This is a genomic window from Pseudomonas sp. NY8896 (assembly GCF_039634505.1).
In genome coordinates, this window is the sequence record NZ_CP132350.1 from 6,264,185 (window position 1) to 6,279,362 (window position 15,178).

Annotated in this window: 26 protein-coding genes; all 26 read right to left on the minus strand. The window is 56.2% G+C overall.

Features of this window, described 5'->3' with window-relative positions:
- Positions 1 to 16: 16 nt before the first annotated feature.
- Positions 17 to 1,348 (minus strand): preprotein translocase subunit SecY, encoded by a 1,332-nt coding sequence (gene secY / locus Q9451_RS28340; RefSeq protein WP_003257108.1) that lies wholly within the window; start codon positions 1,346 to 1,348, stop codon positions 17 to 19.
- Entirely contained in the window at positions 1,349 to 1,783 is a 435-nt protein-coding gene (gene rplO / locus Q9451_RS28345; RefSeq protein WP_003255461.1) for a 50S ribosomal protein L15, read from the minus strand. It abuts the gene before it with no gap.
- A 3-nt stretch (positions 1,784 to 1,786) separates the two neighbouring features.
- Complete coding sequence (gene rpmD / locus Q9451_RS28350; protein ID WP_003255463.1) at positions 1,787 to 1,963, minus strand: 50S ribosomal protein L30; 177 nt, start codon at positions 1,961 to 1,963, stop codon at positions 1,787 to 1,789.
- Positions 1,964 to 1,965: 2 nt separating this feature from the next.
- Positions 1,966 to 2,466, minus strand: coding sequence for a 30S ribosomal protein S5 (rpsE, locus tag Q9451_RS28355; protein ID WP_003255465.1), 501 nt, complete (start codon positions 2,464 to 2,466; stop codon positions 1,966 to 1,968).
- 3 nt (positions 2,467 to 2,469) lie between these two features.
- The gene (rplR, locus tag Q9451_RS28360; RefSeq protein ID WP_003255467.1) at positions 2,470 to 2,820 is read right to left on the minus strand and encodes a 50S ribosomal protein L18; all 351 of its coding nucleotides are present in this window, start codon (positions 2,818 to 2,820) and stop codon (positions 2,470 to 2,472) included.
- A gap of 10 nt (positions 2,821 to 2,830) precedes the next feature.
- A complete protein-coding gene (gene rplF / locus Q9451_RS28365) occupies positions 2,831 to 3,364 on the minus strand; it encodes a 50S ribosomal protein L6 (RefSeq protein ID WP_003255469.1) in 534 nt (177 codons plus the stop codon).
- 12 nt (positions 3,365 to 3,376) lie between these two features.
- Positions 3,377 to 3,769 carry a 30S ribosomal protein S8 gene (gene rpsH / locus Q9451_RS28370; protein WP_003255471.1) on the minus strand — a complete coding sequence of 131 codons (393 nt, stop codon included), beginning with the start codon at positions 3,767 to 3,769 and terminating at the stop codon, positions 3,377 to 3,379.
- A 209-nt stretch (positions 3,770 to 3,978) separates the two neighbouring features.
- Positions 3,979 to 4,284 carry a 30S ribosomal protein S14 gene (rpsN, locus tag Q9451_RS28375; protein ID WP_008089807.1) on the minus strand — a complete coding sequence of 102 codons (306 nt, stop codon included), beginning with the start codon at positions 4,282 to 4,284 and terminating at the stop codon, positions 3,979 to 3,981.
- A 13-nt stretch (positions 4,285 to 4,297) separates the two neighbouring features.
- Positions 4,298 to 4,837 carry a 50S ribosomal protein L5 gene (gene rplE / locus Q9451_RS28380; protein ID WP_003255474.1) on the minus strand — a complete coding sequence of 180 codons (540 nt, stop codon included), beginning with the start codon at positions 4,835 to 4,837 and terminating at the stop codon, positions 4,298 to 4,300.
- A 20-nt stretch (positions 4,838 to 4,857) separates the two neighbouring features.
- A complete protein-coding gene (gene rplX, locus Q9451_RS28385; RefSeq protein ID WP_003255476.1) occupies positions 4,858 to 5,172 on the minus strand; it encodes a 50S ribosomal protein L24 in 315 nt (104 codons plus the stop codon).
- An 11-nt stretch (positions 5,173 to 5,183) separates the two neighbouring features.
- Positions 5,184 to 5,552: a 50S ribosomal protein L14 gene (gene rplN / locus Q9451_RS28390; protein WP_002555479.1), complete on the minus strand. Its 369-nt coding sequence runs from the start codon at positions 5,550 to 5,552 to the stop codon at positions 5,184 to 5,186.
- A gap of 23 nt (positions 5,553 to 5,575) precedes the next feature.
- On the minus strand, positions 5,576 to 5,842 hold the full coding sequence (gene rpsQ / locus Q9451_RS28395) for a 30S ribosomal protein S17 (protein WP_008089812.1): 267 nt from the start codon (positions 5,840 to 5,842) through the stop codon (positions 5,576 to 5,578).
- 2 nt (positions 5,843 to 5,844) lie between these two features.
- Positions 5,845 to 6,036 carry a 50S ribosomal protein L29 gene (rpmC, locus tag Q9451_RS28400; protein ID WP_002555481.1) on the minus strand — a complete coding sequence of 64 codons (192 nt, stop codon included), beginning with the start codon at positions 6,034 to 6,036 and terminating at the stop codon, positions 5,845 to 5,847.
- Positions 6,036 to 6,449, minus strand: coding sequence for a 50S ribosomal protein L16 (gene rplP / locus Q9451_RS28405; RefSeq protein WP_003255479.1), 414 nt, complete (start codon positions 6,447 to 6,449; stop codon positions 6,036 to 6,038). Before rplP ends, rpmC begins: the two co-directional genes overlap by 1 nt.
- A gap of 12 nt (positions 6,450 to 6,461) precedes the next feature.
- A complete protein-coding gene (gene rpsC / locus Q9451_RS28410) occupies positions 6,462 to 7,148 on the minus strand; it encodes a 30S ribosomal protein S3 (RefSeq protein ID WP_003255481.1) in 687 nt (228 codons plus the stop codon).
- Between the two features lie 13 nt (positions 7,149 to 7,161).
- Complete coding sequence (gene rplV / locus Q9451_RS28415; RefSeq protein WP_003103908.1) at positions 7,162 to 7,494, minus strand: 50S ribosomal protein L22; 333 nt, start codon at positions 7,492 to 7,494, stop codon at positions 7,162 to 7,164.
- 11 nt (positions 7,495 to 7,505) lie between these two features.
- A complete protein-coding gene (gene rpsS, locus Q9451_RS28420) occupies positions 7,506 to 7,781 on the minus strand; it encodes a 30S ribosomal protein S19 (protein ID WP_003255482.1) in 276 nt (91 codons plus the stop codon).
- Positions 7,782 to 7,797: 16 nt separating this feature from the next.
- Positions 7,798 to 8,622, minus strand: a complete 825-nt coding sequence (gene rplB / locus Q9451_RS28425; RefSeq protein ID WP_345960827.1) for a 50S ribosomal protein L2 — start codon at positions 8,620 to 8,622, stop codon at positions 7,798 to 7,800.
- Between the two features lie 14 nt (positions 8,623 to 8,636).
- Positions 8,637 to 8,936, minus strand: a complete 300-nt coding sequence (gene rplW / locus Q9451_RS28430; protein WP_003255484.1) for a 50S ribosomal protein L23 — start codon at positions 8,934 to 8,936, stop codon at positions 8,637 to 8,639.
- Entirely contained in the window at positions 8,933 to 9,535 is a 603-nt protein-coding gene (rplD, locus tag Q9451_RS28435; RefSeq protein WP_003255485.1) for a 50S ribosomal protein L4, read from the minus strand. The genes rplW and rplD overlap by 4 nt, the downstream gene beginning before the upstream one ends.
- Before the next feature lie 12 nt (positions 9,536 to 9,547).
- A complete protein-coding gene (gene rplC / locus Q9451_RS28440; protein WP_003255486.1) occupies positions 9,548 to 10,183 on the minus strand; it encodes a 50S ribosomal protein L3 in 636 nt (211 codons plus the stop codon).
- An 80-nt stretch (positions 10,184 to 10,263) separates the two neighbouring features.
- A complete protein-coding gene (gene rpsJ / locus Q9451_RS28445; protein WP_003186070.1) occupies positions 10,264 to 10,575 on the minus strand; it encodes a 30S ribosomal protein S10 in 312 nt (103 codons plus the stop codon).
- A 141-nt stretch (positions 10,576 to 10,716) separates the two neighbouring features.
- Complete coding sequence (tuf, locus tag Q9451_RS28450; protein WP_003255489.1) at positions 10,717 to 11,910, minus strand: elongation factor Tu; 1,194 nt, start codon at positions 11,908 to 11,910, stop codon at positions 10,717 to 10,719.
- A gap of 27 nt (positions 11,911 to 11,937) precedes the next feature.
- Positions 11,938 to 14,082: an elongation factor G gene (gene fusA / locus Q9451_RS28455; RefSeq protein ID WP_012270236.1), complete on the minus strand. Its 2,145-nt coding sequence runs from the start codon at positions 14,080 to 14,082 to the stop codon at positions 11,938 to 11,940.
- Between the two features lie 30 nt (positions 14,083 to 14,112).
- Positions 14,113 to 14,583 carry a 30S ribosomal protein S7 gene (rpsG, locus tag Q9451_RS28460; protein ID WP_003246741.1) on the minus strand — a complete coding sequence of 157 codons (471 nt, stop codon included), beginning with the start codon at positions 14,581 to 14,583 and terminating at the stop codon, positions 14,113 to 14,115.
- Between the two features lie 106 nt (positions 14,584 to 14,689).
- Complete coding sequence (gene rpsL / locus Q9451_RS28465; protein ID WP_003255492.1) at positions 14,690 to 15,061, minus strand: 30S ribosomal protein S12; 372 nt, start codon at positions 15,059 to 15,061, stop codon at positions 14,690 to 14,692.
- Positions 15,062 to 15,178 lie beyond the last annotated feature (117 nt).

Consider the following 15,178-nt stretch of genomic DNA (forward strand, 5'->3'; position numbering starts at 1 on the left):
GAACCTTAGGGGCGTATCAGCGCAGCAGACCGCTGCCACCGTAGCCTTTCAGGTTGGCTTTCTTCATCAGGGATTCGTACTGGTGCGAAACGAGGTGCGATTGTACTTGGGACATGAAGTCCATCACAACCACTACCACAATCAGCAACGAGGTCCCGCCAAGGTAGAACGGCACATTTGCTGCCACCACCAGGAACTGGGGCAGAAGGCAGACGGCCATCATGTAAAGAGCACCGAACATGGTCAAACGGGTCAGAACGCCATCAATGTAGCGCGCCGACTGCTCACCAGGACGGATACCCGGAATAAAGGCACCGGACTTCTTCAGGTTTTCCGCTACGTCTTTCGGATTGAACATCAATGCTGTGTAGAAGAAGCAGAAGAAAATGATCCCTGCACTAAACAGCAGAATGTTCAACGGCTGACCAGGAGCGATCGACTGCGAGATGTCCTGCAGCCAGCCCATACCTTCGGACTGACCGAACCAGGCACCCAGCGAAGCCGGGAACAGCAAAATGCTGCTCGCGAAAATGGCCGGGATAACCCCCGCCATGTTCACCTTCAACGGCAAGTGGCTGGTCTGCGCAGCGAAGACCTTGCGGCCCTGCTGACGCTTGGCGTAGTGAACGGCGATACGACGCTGACCACGCTCAATGAACACCACGAAACCGATAATCGCTACTGCCAGCAAACCGATAGCGACCAAGGCGAAAATATTGATATCGCCTGTGCGTGCAGACTCGAAAGACTGCCCGATTGCTCTCGGAAGACCGGCAACGATACCTGCGAAGATCAACATCGAGATACCGTTGCCCACACCGCGCTCGGTGATCTGCTCGCCCAGCCACATCATGAACATCGCGCCTGCCACGAAGGTGGAGACGGCGACGACATGGAAGCCCAGGCCCACAGAAAACGCCACGCCCTGGTTGGCCAGGCCAATGGACATGCCAATGGCTTGAACCAGTGCCAGGATAACGGTGCCGTAGCGGGTGTACTGGCTGATCTTGCGACGGCCAGCTTCACCTTCCTTCTTCAACTGCTCCAGTTGCGGGCTGACCGCGGTCATCAGCTGCATGATGATCGATGCCGAAATGTACGGCATGATCCCCAGTGCAAAGATGCTCATGCGCTCGAGCGCGCCACCGGAAAACATGTTGAACAAGCTAAGAATGGTCCCCTCATTCTGCCGAAACAGATCCGCCAGACGGTCCGGATTGATGCCGGGAACCGGGATATGCGCACCTATCCGATAGACGATGATCGCCATGAACAGAAAGCGCAGACGAGCCCAGAGTTCCGACATCCCGCCCTTACCGAGCGAAGAGAGAGCACCTTGCTTAGCCATTTATTCCTCGAATTTGCCGCCAGCTGCTTCGATAGCCGCACGCGCACCCTTGGTGGCTGCGATGCCCTTGATGGTGACTGCGCGAGTAACTTCGCCAGACAGCATGATTTTCACACGCTGAATGTGCTGGTTGATCACGTTGGCATCCTTCAGGGATTGCACGGAGATCACGTCGCCTTCCACTTTGGCCAGCTCGGACAGACGCACTTCTGCGCGGTCCATGGCTTTCAGGGAAACGAAGCCGAACTTCGGCAGACGACGGTGCAGCGGCTGTTGACCGCCTTCGAAGCCAGGAGCGATCGAACCACCCGAACGGGAAGTCTGACCTTTGTGGCCACGGCCGCCGGTCTTACCCAGACCGCTACCGATACCACGACCTGGACGATGCTTCTCGCGACGGGAACCCGGCGCTGGACTCAGATCATTGAGTTTCATCGATTAGCCCTCGACCTTCAGCATGTAGTAAGCCTTGTTGATCATCCCGCGGTTCTCGGGAGTATCCTGGACTTCTACAGTGTGACCGATACGACGCAGACCCAGGCCTTTAACGCACAGCTTGTGGTTAGGCAGACGGCCCGAGACGCTCTTGATCAGCGTTACTTTTACGGTTGCCATGATCAGAAGATCTCCTCGACGCTCTTGCCGCGCTTGGCAGCAATGGATTCAGGAGATTGCATGGCTTTCAGACCCTTGAAGGTGGCGTAAACCACGTTCACTGGGTTGGTCGAACCGTAGCACTTGGCCAGAACGTTCTGAACACCAGCAACTTCCAGGACAGCACGCATTGCGCCACCGGCGATGATACCGGTACCTTCCGAGGCAGGCTGCATGTAAACCTTCGAGGCGCCGTGGGCAGCCTTGGTGGCGTACTGCAGGGTGGTGCCCTTCAGGTCAACCTGAATCATGTTGCGGCGAGCAGCTTCCATGGCTTTCTGGATCGCGGCTGGTACTTCGCGCGACTTGCCACGGCCGAAGCCAACACGACCTTTACCATCACCTACCACGGTCAGCGCGGTGAAGGTGAAGATACGGCCGCCTTTTACGGTTTTGGCAACGCGGTTAACTTGAACCAGCTTCTCGATGTAGCCTTCGTCGCGCTTTTGATCGTTATTTGCCATAACTTAGAACTCCAGCCCGCCTTCACGAGCAGCATCAGCCAGCGCTTTGACGCGGCCATGGTACTTGAAGCCGGAACGGTCAAAGGCAACTTGAGATACACCGGCGGCTTTCGCACGCTCAGCTACCAGCTTGCCAACCTTAGTGGCCGCGTCGATGTTGCCAGTGGCGCCATCACGCAGGTCTTTGTCCAAGGTCGAGGCGCTTGCCAGAACCTTGCTGCCGTCGGCCGAAATGACCTGGGCGTAGATGTGCTGCGAGGAGCGGAACACGCACAGGCGCACGACTTCGAGTTCGTGCATCTTGAGACGTGCTTTGCGAGCGCGACGCAGTCGAATAACTTTTTTGTCGGTCATTTACTAGGCCCTACTTCTTCTTGGCTTCTTTACGACGGACTACTTCGTCCGCGTAACGCACACCTTTACCTTTGTAAGGCTCTGGCGGACGGAAGTCGCGGATTTCAGCGGCCACCTGACCTACCAGCTGCTTATCGATACCCTTGATCAGGATGTCGGTCTGGCTAGGTGTTTCAGCGGTGATACCGGCTGGCAGTTCGTAGTCCACTGGGTGAGAGAAGCCCAGGGCCAGGTTCAGGACGGTGCCCTTGGCCTGTGCCTTGTAACCAACACCGACCAGCTGGAGCTTACGCTCGAAGCCTTGGCTTACGCCTTGGACCATGTTGTTGACCAGGGCACGGGTAGTACCGGCCATGGCACGAGCTTGCTGGTCACCATTGCGAGCGACGAAACGCAGCTCACCAGACTCTTCGGTAACTTCAACAGACGAGTGAACGTTCAGTTCGAGAGTGCCTTTAGCACCCTTCACCGAAAGCTGCTGGCCAGCGAATTTGACTTCGACACCGGATGGCAGCTTAACGGGGTTCTTAGCGACGCGAGACATGTCTATCCCCCCTTAGAACACTGTGCACAGAACTTCGCCGCCGACACCGGCAGCGCGCGCAGCGCGATCAGTCATCACACCTTTGTTGGTGGAGACGATAGACACGCCCAGACCGCCACGTACTTTCGGCAGATCGGTGACGGCCTTGTACTGGCGCAGGCCTGGACGGCTGGAGCGCTTCAGTTCCTCGATGACCGGACGGCCTTCGAAGTACTTCAGTTCGATCGACAGGGAAGGCTTGGCCTCACCAGTTACCTGGTAGCCAGCGATGTAACCTTCGTCCTTCAGAACTTTGGCAACCGCGACCTTCAGGGTAGAGGAAGGCATGCTTACGACGGACTTTTCAGCCATCTGGGCATTACGGATGCGAGTTAGCATGTCCGCTAACGGGTCCTGCATACTCATGGGCTAGATGCTCCTGATACAAGAATTATTAGCCTTGCGGCTATGACAACCACCCGAGCGGACTGGGCAAAAAACCCAGGCTCAGGTGAGCCGGTCATTCTAGACACAAGGCAGAAACGAAACAAGCCCCATATAGGGGCTTGTTTGATGGCAAGGTCACCGGCGGTCGGAAGATTGCTCCCCTTCCACCAGGATCTTGCCTGCAGCGATTACCAGGAGGCTTTAACCAGACCTGGTACGTCACCGCGCATTGCAGCTTGACGCAGCATGTTACGGCCCAGGCCGAACTTACGGTATACACCGTGAGGACGACCGGTCAGGCGGCAACGGTTGCGCAGGCGCGCAGCGCTGGCATCACGCGGCTGCTTCTGCAGAGCGACAACGGCAGCGAAACGCTCTTCTGGAGAGGCGTTAACGTTGACGATGGTCGCTTTCAGCTCAGCACGCTTCTTAGCGAACTTGGCTACCGTGAGCTGACGCTTCAGCTCGCGGTTTTTCATGCTCTTCTTGGCCATTTTCCTACTCCAATCAGTTGCGGAACGGGAACTTGAAAGCACGCAGCAGAGCGCGGCCTTCGTCGTCCGAACGAGCAGTGGTGGTCAGGGTGATGTCCAAACCGCGCAGAGCATCGATCTTGTCGTAATCGATTTCCGGGAAGATGATCTGCTCTTTCACGCCCATGCTGTAGTTGCCACGGCCATCGAAGGACTTGGCATTCAGGCCGCGGAAGTCGCGAACCCGAGGCAGGGAGATCGCCAGCAGGCGGTCCAGGAATTCGTACATCTTGTCGCTACGCAGGGTCACCTTGACGCCGATCGGCCAGCCTTCGCGGACTTTGAAGCCAGCGATGGATTTGCGAGCGAAAGTCACGACCGGCTTTTGACCGGTGATCTTTTCCAGGTCGGCAACAGCGTGCTCGATGACTTTCTTGTCGCCGATCGCTTCGCCCAGACCCATGTTCAGGGTGATCTTGGTAACGCGCGGAACTTCCATCACGTTCGACAGCTTAAGTTCTTCCTTAAGCTTAGGAGCGATTTCGTTCCGGTAAATCTCTTTCAGTCGTGCCATGGTCTTCTACCTAGCAGTGTTCAAGCATCAACCGCTTTTTGGGTCGACTTGAAGACACGAATTTTTTTACCGTCTTCTACTTTGAAACCAACGCGGTCAGCCTTGTTGGTTTCGCCGTTGAAGATGGCAACGTTGGAAGCGTGCAGAGGCGCTTCTTTCTCGACGATACCGCCCTGTACGCCCGCCATCGGGTTAGGCTTGGTATGACGCTTGACCAGGTTCACACCACCGATGACCAGACGGTCATCAGCGAGAACCTTCAGCACCTTACCGCGCTTACCTTTGTCTTTGCCGGCGATCACGATGATCTCGTCGTCACGACGAATCTTTTGCATGTCGGATCTCCTTACAGCACTTCAGGGGCGAGCGAGACGATCTTCATGAACTTCTCAGTACGAAGTTCACGGGTCACTGGCCCGAAGATGCGAGTGCCGATCGGCTCTTGCTTGTTGTTCAGCAGAACAGCAGCGTTGCCGTCGAAACGAATGATGGAACCGTCAGCGCGACGAACACCGTGACGGGTGCGCACGACAACAGCGGTCATCACTTGGCCTTTTTTGACCTTACCGCGTGGAATTGCTTCCTTGACGGTAACCTTGATGATGTCACCGATGCCGGCGTAACGACGGTGCGAACCGCCGAGCACCTTGATGCACATGACGCGACGAGCGCCGCTGTTATCGGCCACATCGAGCATGGATTGAGTCTGAATCATAAAATTTCTCCGACCCCTAGCCCTTAGACTTCAACAGCGCGTTCGAGGACTTCAACCAGTGCCCAGGACTTGGTCTTGGCCAGCGGACGGGTTTCACGGATGGAAACCTTGTCGCCGATCTTGCACTGGTTGGATTCGTCGTGCGCGTGCAGCTTAGTCGAACGCTTAACGTATTTACCGTAGATCGGGTGCTTTACGCGACGCTCGATCAGTACGGTGATGGTCTTGTCCATTTTGTCGCTGACGACACGGCCAGTCAGCGTACGGACGGTTTTTTCAGCTTCAGCCATGATCACTTACCTGCCTGCTGGTTGAGCACAGTTTTCACGCGAGCGATGTCACGCTTAACTTGCGAGAGCAGGTGCGACTGCCCCAACTGGCCAGTTGCTTTCTGCATACGCAGATTGAACTGGTCGCGCAGCAAGCCGAGCAGTTGCTCGTTCAGCTGCTGTGCCGATTTTTCACGAAGTTCATTCGCTTTCATCACATCACCGTCCGCTTAACAAAGGAGGTGGCGAGAGGCAGCTTTGCAGCAGCCAGGGCGAAAGCTTCGCGCGCCAGCTCTTCAGAAACACCCTCGATCTCGTACAGGACTTTGCCTGGCTGAATCTGGGCAACCCAGTATTCCACGGAGCCCTTACCTTTACCCATACGAACCTCGAGAGGCTTCTTGGAGATCGGCTTGTCCGGGAACACACGGATCCAGATCTTACCGCCACGTTTAACGTGACGGGTCAGCGCACGACGTGCGGACTCGATCTGGCGAGCGGTGAGGCGACCGCGAGCAACAGCTTTCAGAGCGAATTCGCCGAAGCTGACTTTGCTACCGCGCAGTGCCAGACCACGGTTGTGGCCAGTCATCTGCTTGCGGAATTTTGTACGCTTTGGTTGCAACATTTGGCGTACCCCTTACTTAGCAGCTTTTTTACGAGGCGCTGGTGCTTGTGGTTTCAGCTCTTCTTGGCGACCACCAATAACTTCGCCTTTGAAGATCCAAACCTTCACACCGATCACACCGTAAGTGGTGTGAGCTTCGTAGGTGTTGTAGTCGATATCGGCACGCAGGGTGTGCAGAGGCACACGACCTTCGCGATACCACTCGGTACGAGCAATCTCAGCACCGCCGAGACGACCGCTCACCTGGATCTTGATGCCCTTGGCACCAATACGCATGGCGTTCTGTACTGCGCGCTTCATGGCGCGACGGAACATTACGCGGCGTTCCAGCTGCTGAGCTACGCTCTGCGCAACCAGCATAGCGTCGAGTTCCGGCTTGCGGATCTCTTCGATGTTGATGTGCACAGGCACACCCATCTGCTTGGTCAGGTCCTGACGCAGCTTCTCGACATCTTCACCTTTCTTACCGATAACGATACCGGGACGAGCGGTGTGGATGGTGATGCGTGCAGTTTGAGCCGGACGATGAATATCGATACGGCTTACGGACGCGCTTTTTAGTTTGTCTTGGAGGTACTCACGCGTTTTCAGATCCTTCAACAGGTAATCTGCGTAAGTAGCACCGTCTGCGTACCAGACGGAGGTGTGCTCCTTGACGATTCCCAGGCGAATGCCAGTGGGATGTACTTTCTGACCCATCTGATCGACTCCGTTACTTGTCCGCAACCTTGACAGTGATATGGCAAGACCGCTTGACGATGCGATCAGCACGGCCTTTGGCACGTGGCATGATGCGCTTCAGCGAACGCCCTTCGTTGACGAAGACGGTGGAGACCTTCAGGTCATCAACGTCTGCGCCTTCGTTGTGTTCGGCGTTGGCAACGGCCGACTCGAGGACTTTCTTCATGATTTCAGCGGCTTTTTTGCTGCTGAAGGCCAACAGGTTGAGCGCTTCGCCCACCTTCTTCCCGCGGATCTGGTCGGCGACCAAGCGGGCTTTCTGGGCGGAGATGCGAGCGCCCGACAACTTAGCGGCTACTTCCATTTCCTTACCCCTTAACGCTTGGCTTTCTTGTCAGCCACGTGCCCGCGATAGGTGCGGGTACCGGCGAACTCGCCCAGTTTGTGGCCGACCATGTCTTCGTTCACGAGAACTGGAACATGCTGGCGACCGTTGTGAACCGCGATGGTCAGACCGACCATTTGTGGCAGGATCATCGAGCGACGCGACCAGGTTTTAACTGGCTTGCGATCGTTCTTCTCCACCGCCACTTCGACCTTCTTCAACAGGTGAAGATCGATAAAAGGACCTTTTTTCAGAGAACGTGGCACTGTCGTATCCCTCTAGTTACTTGCGACGACGGACGATCATGTTGTCGGTACGCTTATTACCACGGGTTTTAGCACCCTTGGCTGGGAAGCCCCATGGCGATACCGGATGACGACCACCGGAGGTACGACCTTCACCACCACCATGCGGGTGGTCAACCGGGTTCATGGCAACACCACGAACGGTTGGGCGAACGCCGCGCCAGCGTTTGGCACCAGCTTTACCCAGCGAACGCAGGCTGTGCTCGGAGTTCGAGACTTCACCCAGGGTCGCACGGCATTCAGCCAGTACTTTACGCATCTCACCGGAACGCAGACGCAGAGTCACGTATACGCCGTCACGAGCGATCAGCTGAGCCGAAGCACCAGCGGAACGAGCGATCTGAGCACCTTTACCCGGCTTCAGTTCGACGCCGTGAATGGTGCTACCTACTGGGATGTTACGCAGCTGCAGGGAGTTACCGGCCTTGATTGGGGCCAGGGCACCTGCGATCAGCTGGTCGCCAGCGCTCACGCCTTTAGGGGCGATGATGTAGCGACGCTCACCGTCTGCATAGCACAGCAGGGCGATGTGAGCAGTACGGTTTGGATCGTATTCGATACGCTCGACAGTGGCTGGAATGCCATCTTTGTCGTTGCGACGGAAGTCGACCAGACGGTAATGCTGCTTATGACCACCACCAACGTGACGAGTGGTAATGCGGCCATTGTTGTTACGACCACCAGACTTCGATTTCTTCTCGAGCAGCGGTGCGTGAGGAGCGCCTTTGTGCAGCTCCTTGTTGACCACCTTGACCACGAAACGGCGGCCAGGGGAAGTCGGTTTGCATTTAACGATTGCCATGATGCACCCCTTCCTTACTCAGCACTGCTGCTGAAATCGAGATCTTGGCCTGGCTGAAGGGATACGATCGCCTTCTTCCAGTCATTACGCTTGCCCAGACCACGTGCGGTACGCTTGGTTTTACCCAGAACGTTAACAGTCGACACGTTTTCAACTTTTACGTTGAACAGGCCTTCGACAGCTTTCTTGATTTCCAGCTTGGTTGCATCGGTAGCAACCTTGAATACGAACTGGCCTTTTTTCTCAGCCAGAACGGTAGCCTTCTCGGAAACGTGCGGGCCAAGGAGGACTTTAAATACGCGTTCCTGGTTCATCCCAGCAGCTCCTCGAATTTCTTCACGGCCGAGACAGTGATCAACACTTTCTCGTATGCGATCAGACTGACCGGGTCGGAACCCTGTACGTCACGTACGTCGACGTGCGGCAGGTTGCGAGCAGCCAGGTACAGGTTCTGATCAACAGCGTCGGAGACGATCAGTACGTCGCTCAGACCCATGCCGTTCAGCTTGTTCAGCAGATCTTTGGTTTTCGGTGCTTCAACAGCGAAGTCCTGAACCACGACCAGACGGTCGCTACGCACCAGCTCAGCGAGGATGGAGCGCAGAGCTGCGCGGTACATCTTCTTGTTGAGCTTTTGCGAGTGATCTTGAGGGCGAGCTGCGAAGGTTACACCACCGCCACGCCAGATCGGACCACGAGTGGTACCAGCACGAGCACGACCAGTACCCTTCTGACGCCATGGGCGCTTACCGCCACCAGCCACGTCGGAACGGGTCTTCTGCTGCTTGGTACCCTGACGGCCGCCGGCCATGTAGGCCACGACTGCTTGGTGAACCAGCGTCTCGTTGAATTCGCCACCGAAAGTCAGTTCGGAAACTTCGATCGCCTGAGCGTCATTTACATTAAGTTGCATGTCAGTTTCCCCTTAACCGCGAGCCTTGACAGCTGGACGTACAACCACGTCGCCGCCAGTAGCGCCAGGTACGGCACCCTTGATCAGCAGCAGGTTGCGTTCAGCGTCTACGCGAACTACTTCCAGGGACTGAACAGTCACGCGCTCGGCGCCCATGTGACCGGACATCTTCTTGCCCTTGAACACACGACCAGGAGTCTGGCACTGGCCGATGGAACCAGGAACACGGTGCGACACGGAGTTACCGTGGGTGTTGTCCTGACCACGGAAGTTCCAGCGCTTGATGGTACCGGCGAAGCCTTTACCTTTGGACTGACCAGTAACGTCAACCAGCTGGCCTGCAGTGAAGAGTTCAGCTTTGATCAGATCGCCAGCCTGGAAATCGCCTTCTTCAAGACGGAACTCCCAAACACCGCGACCAGCGGCAACGTTGGCCTTGGCGAAGTGGCCTGCCTGAGCGGCAGTCACACGCGAAGCACGACGCTCGCCGACAGTGACTTGCACTGCACGGTAGCCATCGGTTTCTTCAGTTTTGAACTGGGTGACGCGATTCGGCTCGATCTCAATGACCGTGACCGGAATGGAGACACCTTCTTCGGTGAAAATGCGGGTCATACCGCACTTGCGACCGATTACACCAATAGTCATGTTGTAAACCTCATGAGTGTACGGGGCTTTCACCCGCTATGGCCGCCCATTTCAGAGCGTTACACGACTAGACCGAAGTCTTAGCCGAGGCTGATCTGTACTTCCACACCTGCCGCCAGATCAAGCTTCATCAGCGCGTCAACGGTTTTATCCGTTGGCTGGACGATGTCCAGAACACGCTTATGAGTGCGAATCTCGTACTGGTCACGCGCGTCTTTGTTGACGTGCGGGGAGACCAGAACGGTGAAACGCTCTTTGCGGGTAGGCAGTGGAATTGGACCACGCACTTGTGCACCAGTACGTTTCGCGGTTTCCACGATTTCCTGGGTGGATTGGTCGATCAGGCGATGGTCGAAAGCCTTCAACCTGATACGGATTTGCTGATTTTGCATTGGATTTCAGACTCCAGGCTGTTCCCAACGGACGCACTACGCCCGCTAAAAGGAGGCGTGATTCTATAGACGCCCCCATTTAGTGTCAACCCAATAAAAAAAACCCCCGCTGAGCGGGGGTTTTTTCAATCGGTCGAGTGATTACTCGATGATTTTGGCCACAACGCCGGCGCCGACGGTACGACCGCCTTCACGGATTGCGAAGCGCAGACCGTCTTCCATTGCGATGGTCTTGATCAGGGTAACAGTCATCTGAATGTTGTCACCTGGCATTACCATTTCAACGCCTTCCGGCAGTTCGCAGTTACCGGTCACGTCAGTGGTACGGAAGTAGAACTGTGGACGGTAGCCTTTGAAGAACGGAGTGTGACGACCGCCTTCTTCTTTCGACAGAACGTAGACTTCTGCGGTGAACTTGGTGTGCGGCTTGACCGAACCTGGCTTGACCAGAACCTGGCCACGCTCAACGTCGTCACGCTTGGTACCACGCAGCAGAACGCCGCAGTTCTCGCCAGCACGACCTTCGTCCAGCAGCTTGCGGAACATCTCAACGCCGGTGCAGGTGGTGGTGGTGGTGTCACGCAGACCAACGATTTCCAGCGGATCCTGAACGCGGACGATACCACGCTCGATACGACCGGTAACAACGGTACCACGACCCGAGATCGAGAATACGTCTTCGATCGGCATCAGGAACGGCTGGTCGATGGCACGAACTGGCTCAGGAATGTAGCTGTCCAGAGTCTCTACCAGCTTCTTAACAGCGGTAGTGCCCATTTCGTTGTCGTCTTTGCCTTCCAGGGCCATACGAGCGGAACCGATGATGATCGGAGTGTCGTCACCTGGGAAGTCGTAGGTGGACAGCAGGTCGCGAACTTCCATCTCGACCAGTTCCAGCAGCTCAGCGTCGTCTACCAGGTCAGCCTTGTTCAGGAAGACCACGATGTACGGAACGCCAACCTGACGGGACAGCAGGATGTGCTCACGGGTTTGTGGCATCGGACCATCGGCGGCCGAGCAAACCAGGATCGCGCCGTCCATCTGGGCAGCACCGGTGATCATGTTCTTCACGTAGTCAGCGTGACCTGGGCAGTCAACGTGAGCGTAGTGACGAATGGTCGAGTTGTACTCAACGTGAGCGGTGTTGATGGTGATACCGCGCGCTTTTTCTTCCGGAGCCGAGTCGATCTTGTCGAACTCAACGATTGCCGAACCGAAAACTTCGGAGCAAACGCGAGTCAGAGCTGCGGTCAGAGTGGTCTTACCGTGGTCAACGTGGCCGATGGTGCCGACGTTAACGTGGGGAAGGGAACGATCAAATTTTTCTTTAGCCACGACAGTGAACCTCTTGCCTAAAGGGGATTAGCCTTGTTTTTTAACGAGTGCTTCGACGATGTTCGACGGAGCTTCGGCGTATTTGGAGAATTCCATGGAGTAGCTTGCGCGACCCTGAGACATGGAACGAACGTCGGTTGCGTAACCGAACATTTCTCCGAGCGGTACTTCAGCACGGACGACACGGCCAGAGACCGATTCATCCATACCCTGGACCAGACCACGACGACGGTTCAGGTCACCCATCACGTCACCCAGGTAGTCTTCCGGGGTTACAACTTCGACCTTCATGATCGGCTCGAGAACCACACCGCCGCCTTTAGTGGCCAGCTGTTTGGTCGCCATCGAAGCAGCGATCTTGAACGCCATTTCGTTGGAGTCGACGTCGTGGTACGAACCGTCGAATACCGCGGCCTTCAGGCCGATCAGAGGATAGCCGGCAACAACGCCGTTCTTCATCTGCTCTTCGATACCCTTCTGGATCGGGGCGATGAATTCCTTAGGAATTACACCACCAACGACTTCGTTGGAGAACACCAGACCTTCGGTGATGTTGCCTTTCTCGTCGACTTCTGGCTCCGAGAAACGGATCCAGCAGTGACCGAACTGACCACGACCGCCCGACTGACGAACGAACTTGCCTTCGATCTCGACGTTGGACTTGGTGATCTTCTCGCGGTACGAAACCTGCGGCTTGCCGATGTTGGCTTCGACGTTGAATTCGCGCTTCATGCGATCAACGAGGATGTCCAAGTGCAGCTCACCCATGCCCGAGATGATGGTCTGGCCAGTCTCTTCGTCGGTCTTGACGCGGAACGACGGGTCTTCCTGGGCCAGCTTGCCCAGTGCAATACCCATCTTCTCCTGGTCAGCCTTGGTTTTCGGCTCTACGGAGAGCGAAATAACCGGCTCAGGGAAGTCCATACGCTCAAGAATGATTGGCTTGTCGGCGTTGCACAGGGTTTCGCCCGTGGTCACATCCTTCATACCGATCAGTGCGGCGATGTCGCCAGCGCGCACTTCCTTGATCTCTTCACGCTGGTTGGCGTGCATCTGCACCATACGGCCAACGCGCTCTTTCTTGCCTTTGACCGAGTTGATGACCGAGTCACCAGAGGTCAGAACGCCCGAGTAGACGCGAACGAAGGTCAGAGTACCCACGAACGGGTCAGTCGCGATCTTGAACGCCAGAGCCGAGAACGGCTCGTCGTCGTCAGCGTGACGCACGTCTTTACGAACAGCCGGATCTTCTTTGTCCAGCTCTTTGTCGTCCGGGTTGATACCCTGGATTGCAGGGATCTCGGTCGGAGCAGGCAGGTAGTCGATGACGGCGTCGAGAACCAGGGGAACGCCCTTGTTCTTGAACGACGAACCGCAGACGGCCGGTACGATTTCGCTGGCCAGGGTGCGCGCGCGCAGACCGGCCTTGATCTCTTCGACGGTCAGCTCTTCGCCTTCCAGGTACTTGTTCATCAGCTCTTCGCTGGACTCGGCAGCCGCTTCAACCATGTTGGAGCGCCACTCTTGAGCCAGCTCCAGCATATCGGCAGGAATTTCTTCCTCGCGATAGGTGGTGCCCTTGTCGTCGTCGTTCCAGTAGATAGCCTTCATCTTGATCAGGTCGACCTGACCCTGGAAGTTATCTTCCGAACCGATGGCCAGCTGAACAGGAACCGGGGTGTGACCCAGACGGTTCTTGATCTGACCTACGACGCGCAGGAAGTTTGCACCGGCACGGTCCATCTTGTTCACGTAAACAACACGTGGAACGCCGTATTTGTTGGCCTGACGCCATACGGTTTCGGACTGAGGCTCAACACCGGAGGTACCGCAGAACACAACGACCGCGCCGTCGAGTACGCGCAGCGAACGCTCTACTTCAATGGTGAAGTCAACGTGGCCGGGGGTGTCGATGACGTTTACACGGTAGTTGTCATACTGACCAACGGAGCCTTTCCAGAAGGTGGTAACGGCAGCGGAGGTAATGGTGATACCCCGCTCCTGCTCCTGCACCATCCAGTCGGTGGTCGCGGCGCCGTCATGCACCTCGCCCATTTTGTGGCTCAGACCTGTGTAGAACAGGATCCGCTCGGTAGTGGTGGTCTTGCCCGCGTCAACGTGGGCACAGATACCAATGTTACGGTAGCGGTTAATTGCTGTAGTACGAGCCATAAAGCCCTCGCAAAATGATTGATGCTTGAATTAGAAGCGGTAGTGCGAGAACGCTTTGTTGGCTTCAGCCATACGGTGAACGTCTTCACGCTTCTTGACTGCAGCACCCTTGCCTTCGGCAGCATCCAGCAGTTCGCCGGCCAAACGCAGAGCCATCGACTTCTCGCCGCGCTTGCGGGCGTAGTCTACGAGCCAGCGCATTGCCAGAGCGTTACGACGGGATGGACGAACTTCAACCGGAACCTGGTAAGTAGCACCGCCTACACGACGGGACTTAACTTCGACCAGCGGAGCGATGGCGTCGAGAGCTTTCTCGAAGATTTCCAGGGGGTCGCTGTTCTTGCGTGCTTTGACGGTATCCAGGGCACCGTAAACGATGCGCTCGGCTACGGCCTTCTTGCCGCTTTCCATCACGTGGTTCATGAACTTGGCGAGGATCTGGGATCCGTATTTCGGATCGTCAAGGATCTCACGTTTTGCTGCTACACGACGTCTTGGCATGATAAGCCCTCAAACGGTCTTCAGGTTAGCCCGGGACGTGGGTCTTCGACCCCTGCCCGACCTTACTCTTATCGACTCAAAAAAATGGATGTCTGCAAACGGCCGATTACTTCGGACGCTTGGTACCGTACTTCGAACGACCCTGGTTACGGCCTTTAACGCCCGAAGTATCCAGAGAGCCGCGAACGGTGTGGTAACGAACACCTGGCAAGTCTTTTACACGGCCGCCACGGATCAGGACGACGCTGTGCTCTTGCAGGTTGTGGCCTTCACCACCGATGTACGAGGAAACCTCGAAACCGTTGGTCAGACGCACACGGCATACTTTACGCAGTGCCGAGTTAGGTTTTTTCGGCGTGGTGGTGTACACACGGGTGCACACGCCACGACGTTGCGGGCAGTTCTGCAGCGCAGGAACGTCGGACTTCTCGACCGAACGCTTACGCGGCTGACGTACCAGCTGGTTGATAGTTGCCATCTACTAGCTCCACTGATTGTCTTGCGACTCTATTGTCTTGCAAGAAAGCCAAAAATTGGCGAGACGGAGCCTCACCAAATTTAAGGGTACAAAAGTCTAAAGAGGATCTTGCACCCA

Coding starts and splice junctions, on each gene's coding strand:
- rpsH (WP_003255471.1), bottom strand. CDS start 3,769: ATGAGTATGCAGGACCCGTTAGCGGACATGCTAACTCGCATCCGTAAT.
- rplD (WP_003255485.1), bottom strand. CDS start 9,535: ATGCAACTTAATGTAAATGACGCTCAGGCGATCGAAGTTTCCGAACTG.
- rpsJ (WP_003186070.1), bottom strand. CDS start 10,575: ATGCAAAATCAGCAAATCCGTATCAGGTTGAAGGCTTTCGACCATCGC.
- rpsQ (WP_008089812.1), bottom strand. CDS start 5,842: ATGGCTGAAGCTGAAAAAACCGTCCGTACGCTGACTGGCCGTGTCGTC.
- rplR (WP_003255467.1), bottom strand. CDS start 2,820: ATGACCGACAAAAAAGTTATTCGACTGCGTCGCGCTCGCAAAGCACGT.
- rpsE (WP_003255465.1), bottom strand. CDS start 2,466: ATGGCAAATAACGATCAAAAGCGCGACGAAGGCTACATCGAGAAGCTG.
- rplE (WP_003255474.1), bottom strand. CDS start 4,837: ATGGCACGACTGAAAGAGATTTACCGGAACGAAATCGCTCCTAAGCTT.
- rpsN (WP_008089807.1), bottom strand. CDS start 4,284: ATGGCCAAGAAGAGCATGAAAAACCGCGAGCTGAAGCGTCAGCTCACG.
- rplO (WP_003255461.1), bottom strand. CDS start 1,783: ATGAAACTCAATGATCTGAGTCCAGCGCCGGGTTCCCGTCGCGAGAAG.
- rpsC (WP_003255481.1), bottom strand. CDS start 7,148: ATGGGTCAGAAAGTACATCCCACTGGCATTCGCCTGGGAATCGTCAAG.
- rplW (WP_003255484.1), bottom strand. CDS start 8,936: ATGAACCAGGAACGCGTATTTAAAGTCCTCCTTGGCCCGCACGTTTCC.
- fusA (WP_012270236.1), bottom strand. CDS start 14,082: ATGGCTCGTACTACAGCAATTAACCGCTACCGTAACATTGGTATCTGT.
- rplP (WP_003255479.1), bottom strand. CDS start 6,449: ATGTTGCAACCAAAGCGTACAAAATTCCGCAAGCAGATGACTGGCCAC.
- rpmC (WP_002555481.1), bottom strand. CDS start 6,036: ATGAAAGCGAATGAACTTCGTGAAAAATCGGCACAGCAGCTGAACGAG.
- rplN (WP_002555479.1), bottom strand. CDS start 5,552: ATGATTCAGACTCAATCCATGCTCGATGTGGCCGATAACAGCGGCGCT.
- rplV (WP_003103908.1), bottom strand. CDS start 7,494: ATGGAAGTAGCCGCTAAGTTGTCGGGCGCTCGCATCTCCGCCCAGAAA.
- rpmD (WP_003255463.1), bottom strand. CDS start 1,963: ATGGCAACCGTAAAAGTAACGCTGATCAAGAGCGTCTCGGGCCGTCTG.
- rplX (WP_003255476.1), bottom strand. CDS start 5,172: ATGCAAAAGATTCGTCGTGACGACGAGATCATCGTGATCGCCGGCAAA.
- rpsL (WP_003255492.1), bottom strand. CDS start 15,061: ATGGCAACTATCAACCAGCTGGTACGTCAGCCGCGTAAGCGTTCGGTC.
- secY (WP_003257108.1), bottom strand. CDS start 1,348: ATGGCTAAGCAAGGTGCTCTCTCTTCGCTCGGTAAGGGCGGGATGTCG.
- rplC (WP_003255486.1), bottom strand. CDS start 10,183: ATGACTATTGGTGTAATCGGTCGCAAGTGCGGTATGACCCGCATTTTC.
- rplF (WP_003255469.1), bottom strand. CDS start 3,364: ATGTCTCGCGTCGCTAAGAACCCCGTTAAGCTGCCATCCGGTGTCGAA.
- rpsG (WP_003246741.1), bottom strand. CDS start 14,583: ATGCCAAGACGTCGTGTAGCAGCAAAACGTGAGATCCTTGACGATCCG.
- rplB (WP_345960827.1), bottom strand. CDS start 8,622: ATGGCAATCGTTAAATGCAAACCGACTTCCCCTGGCCGCCGTTTCGTG.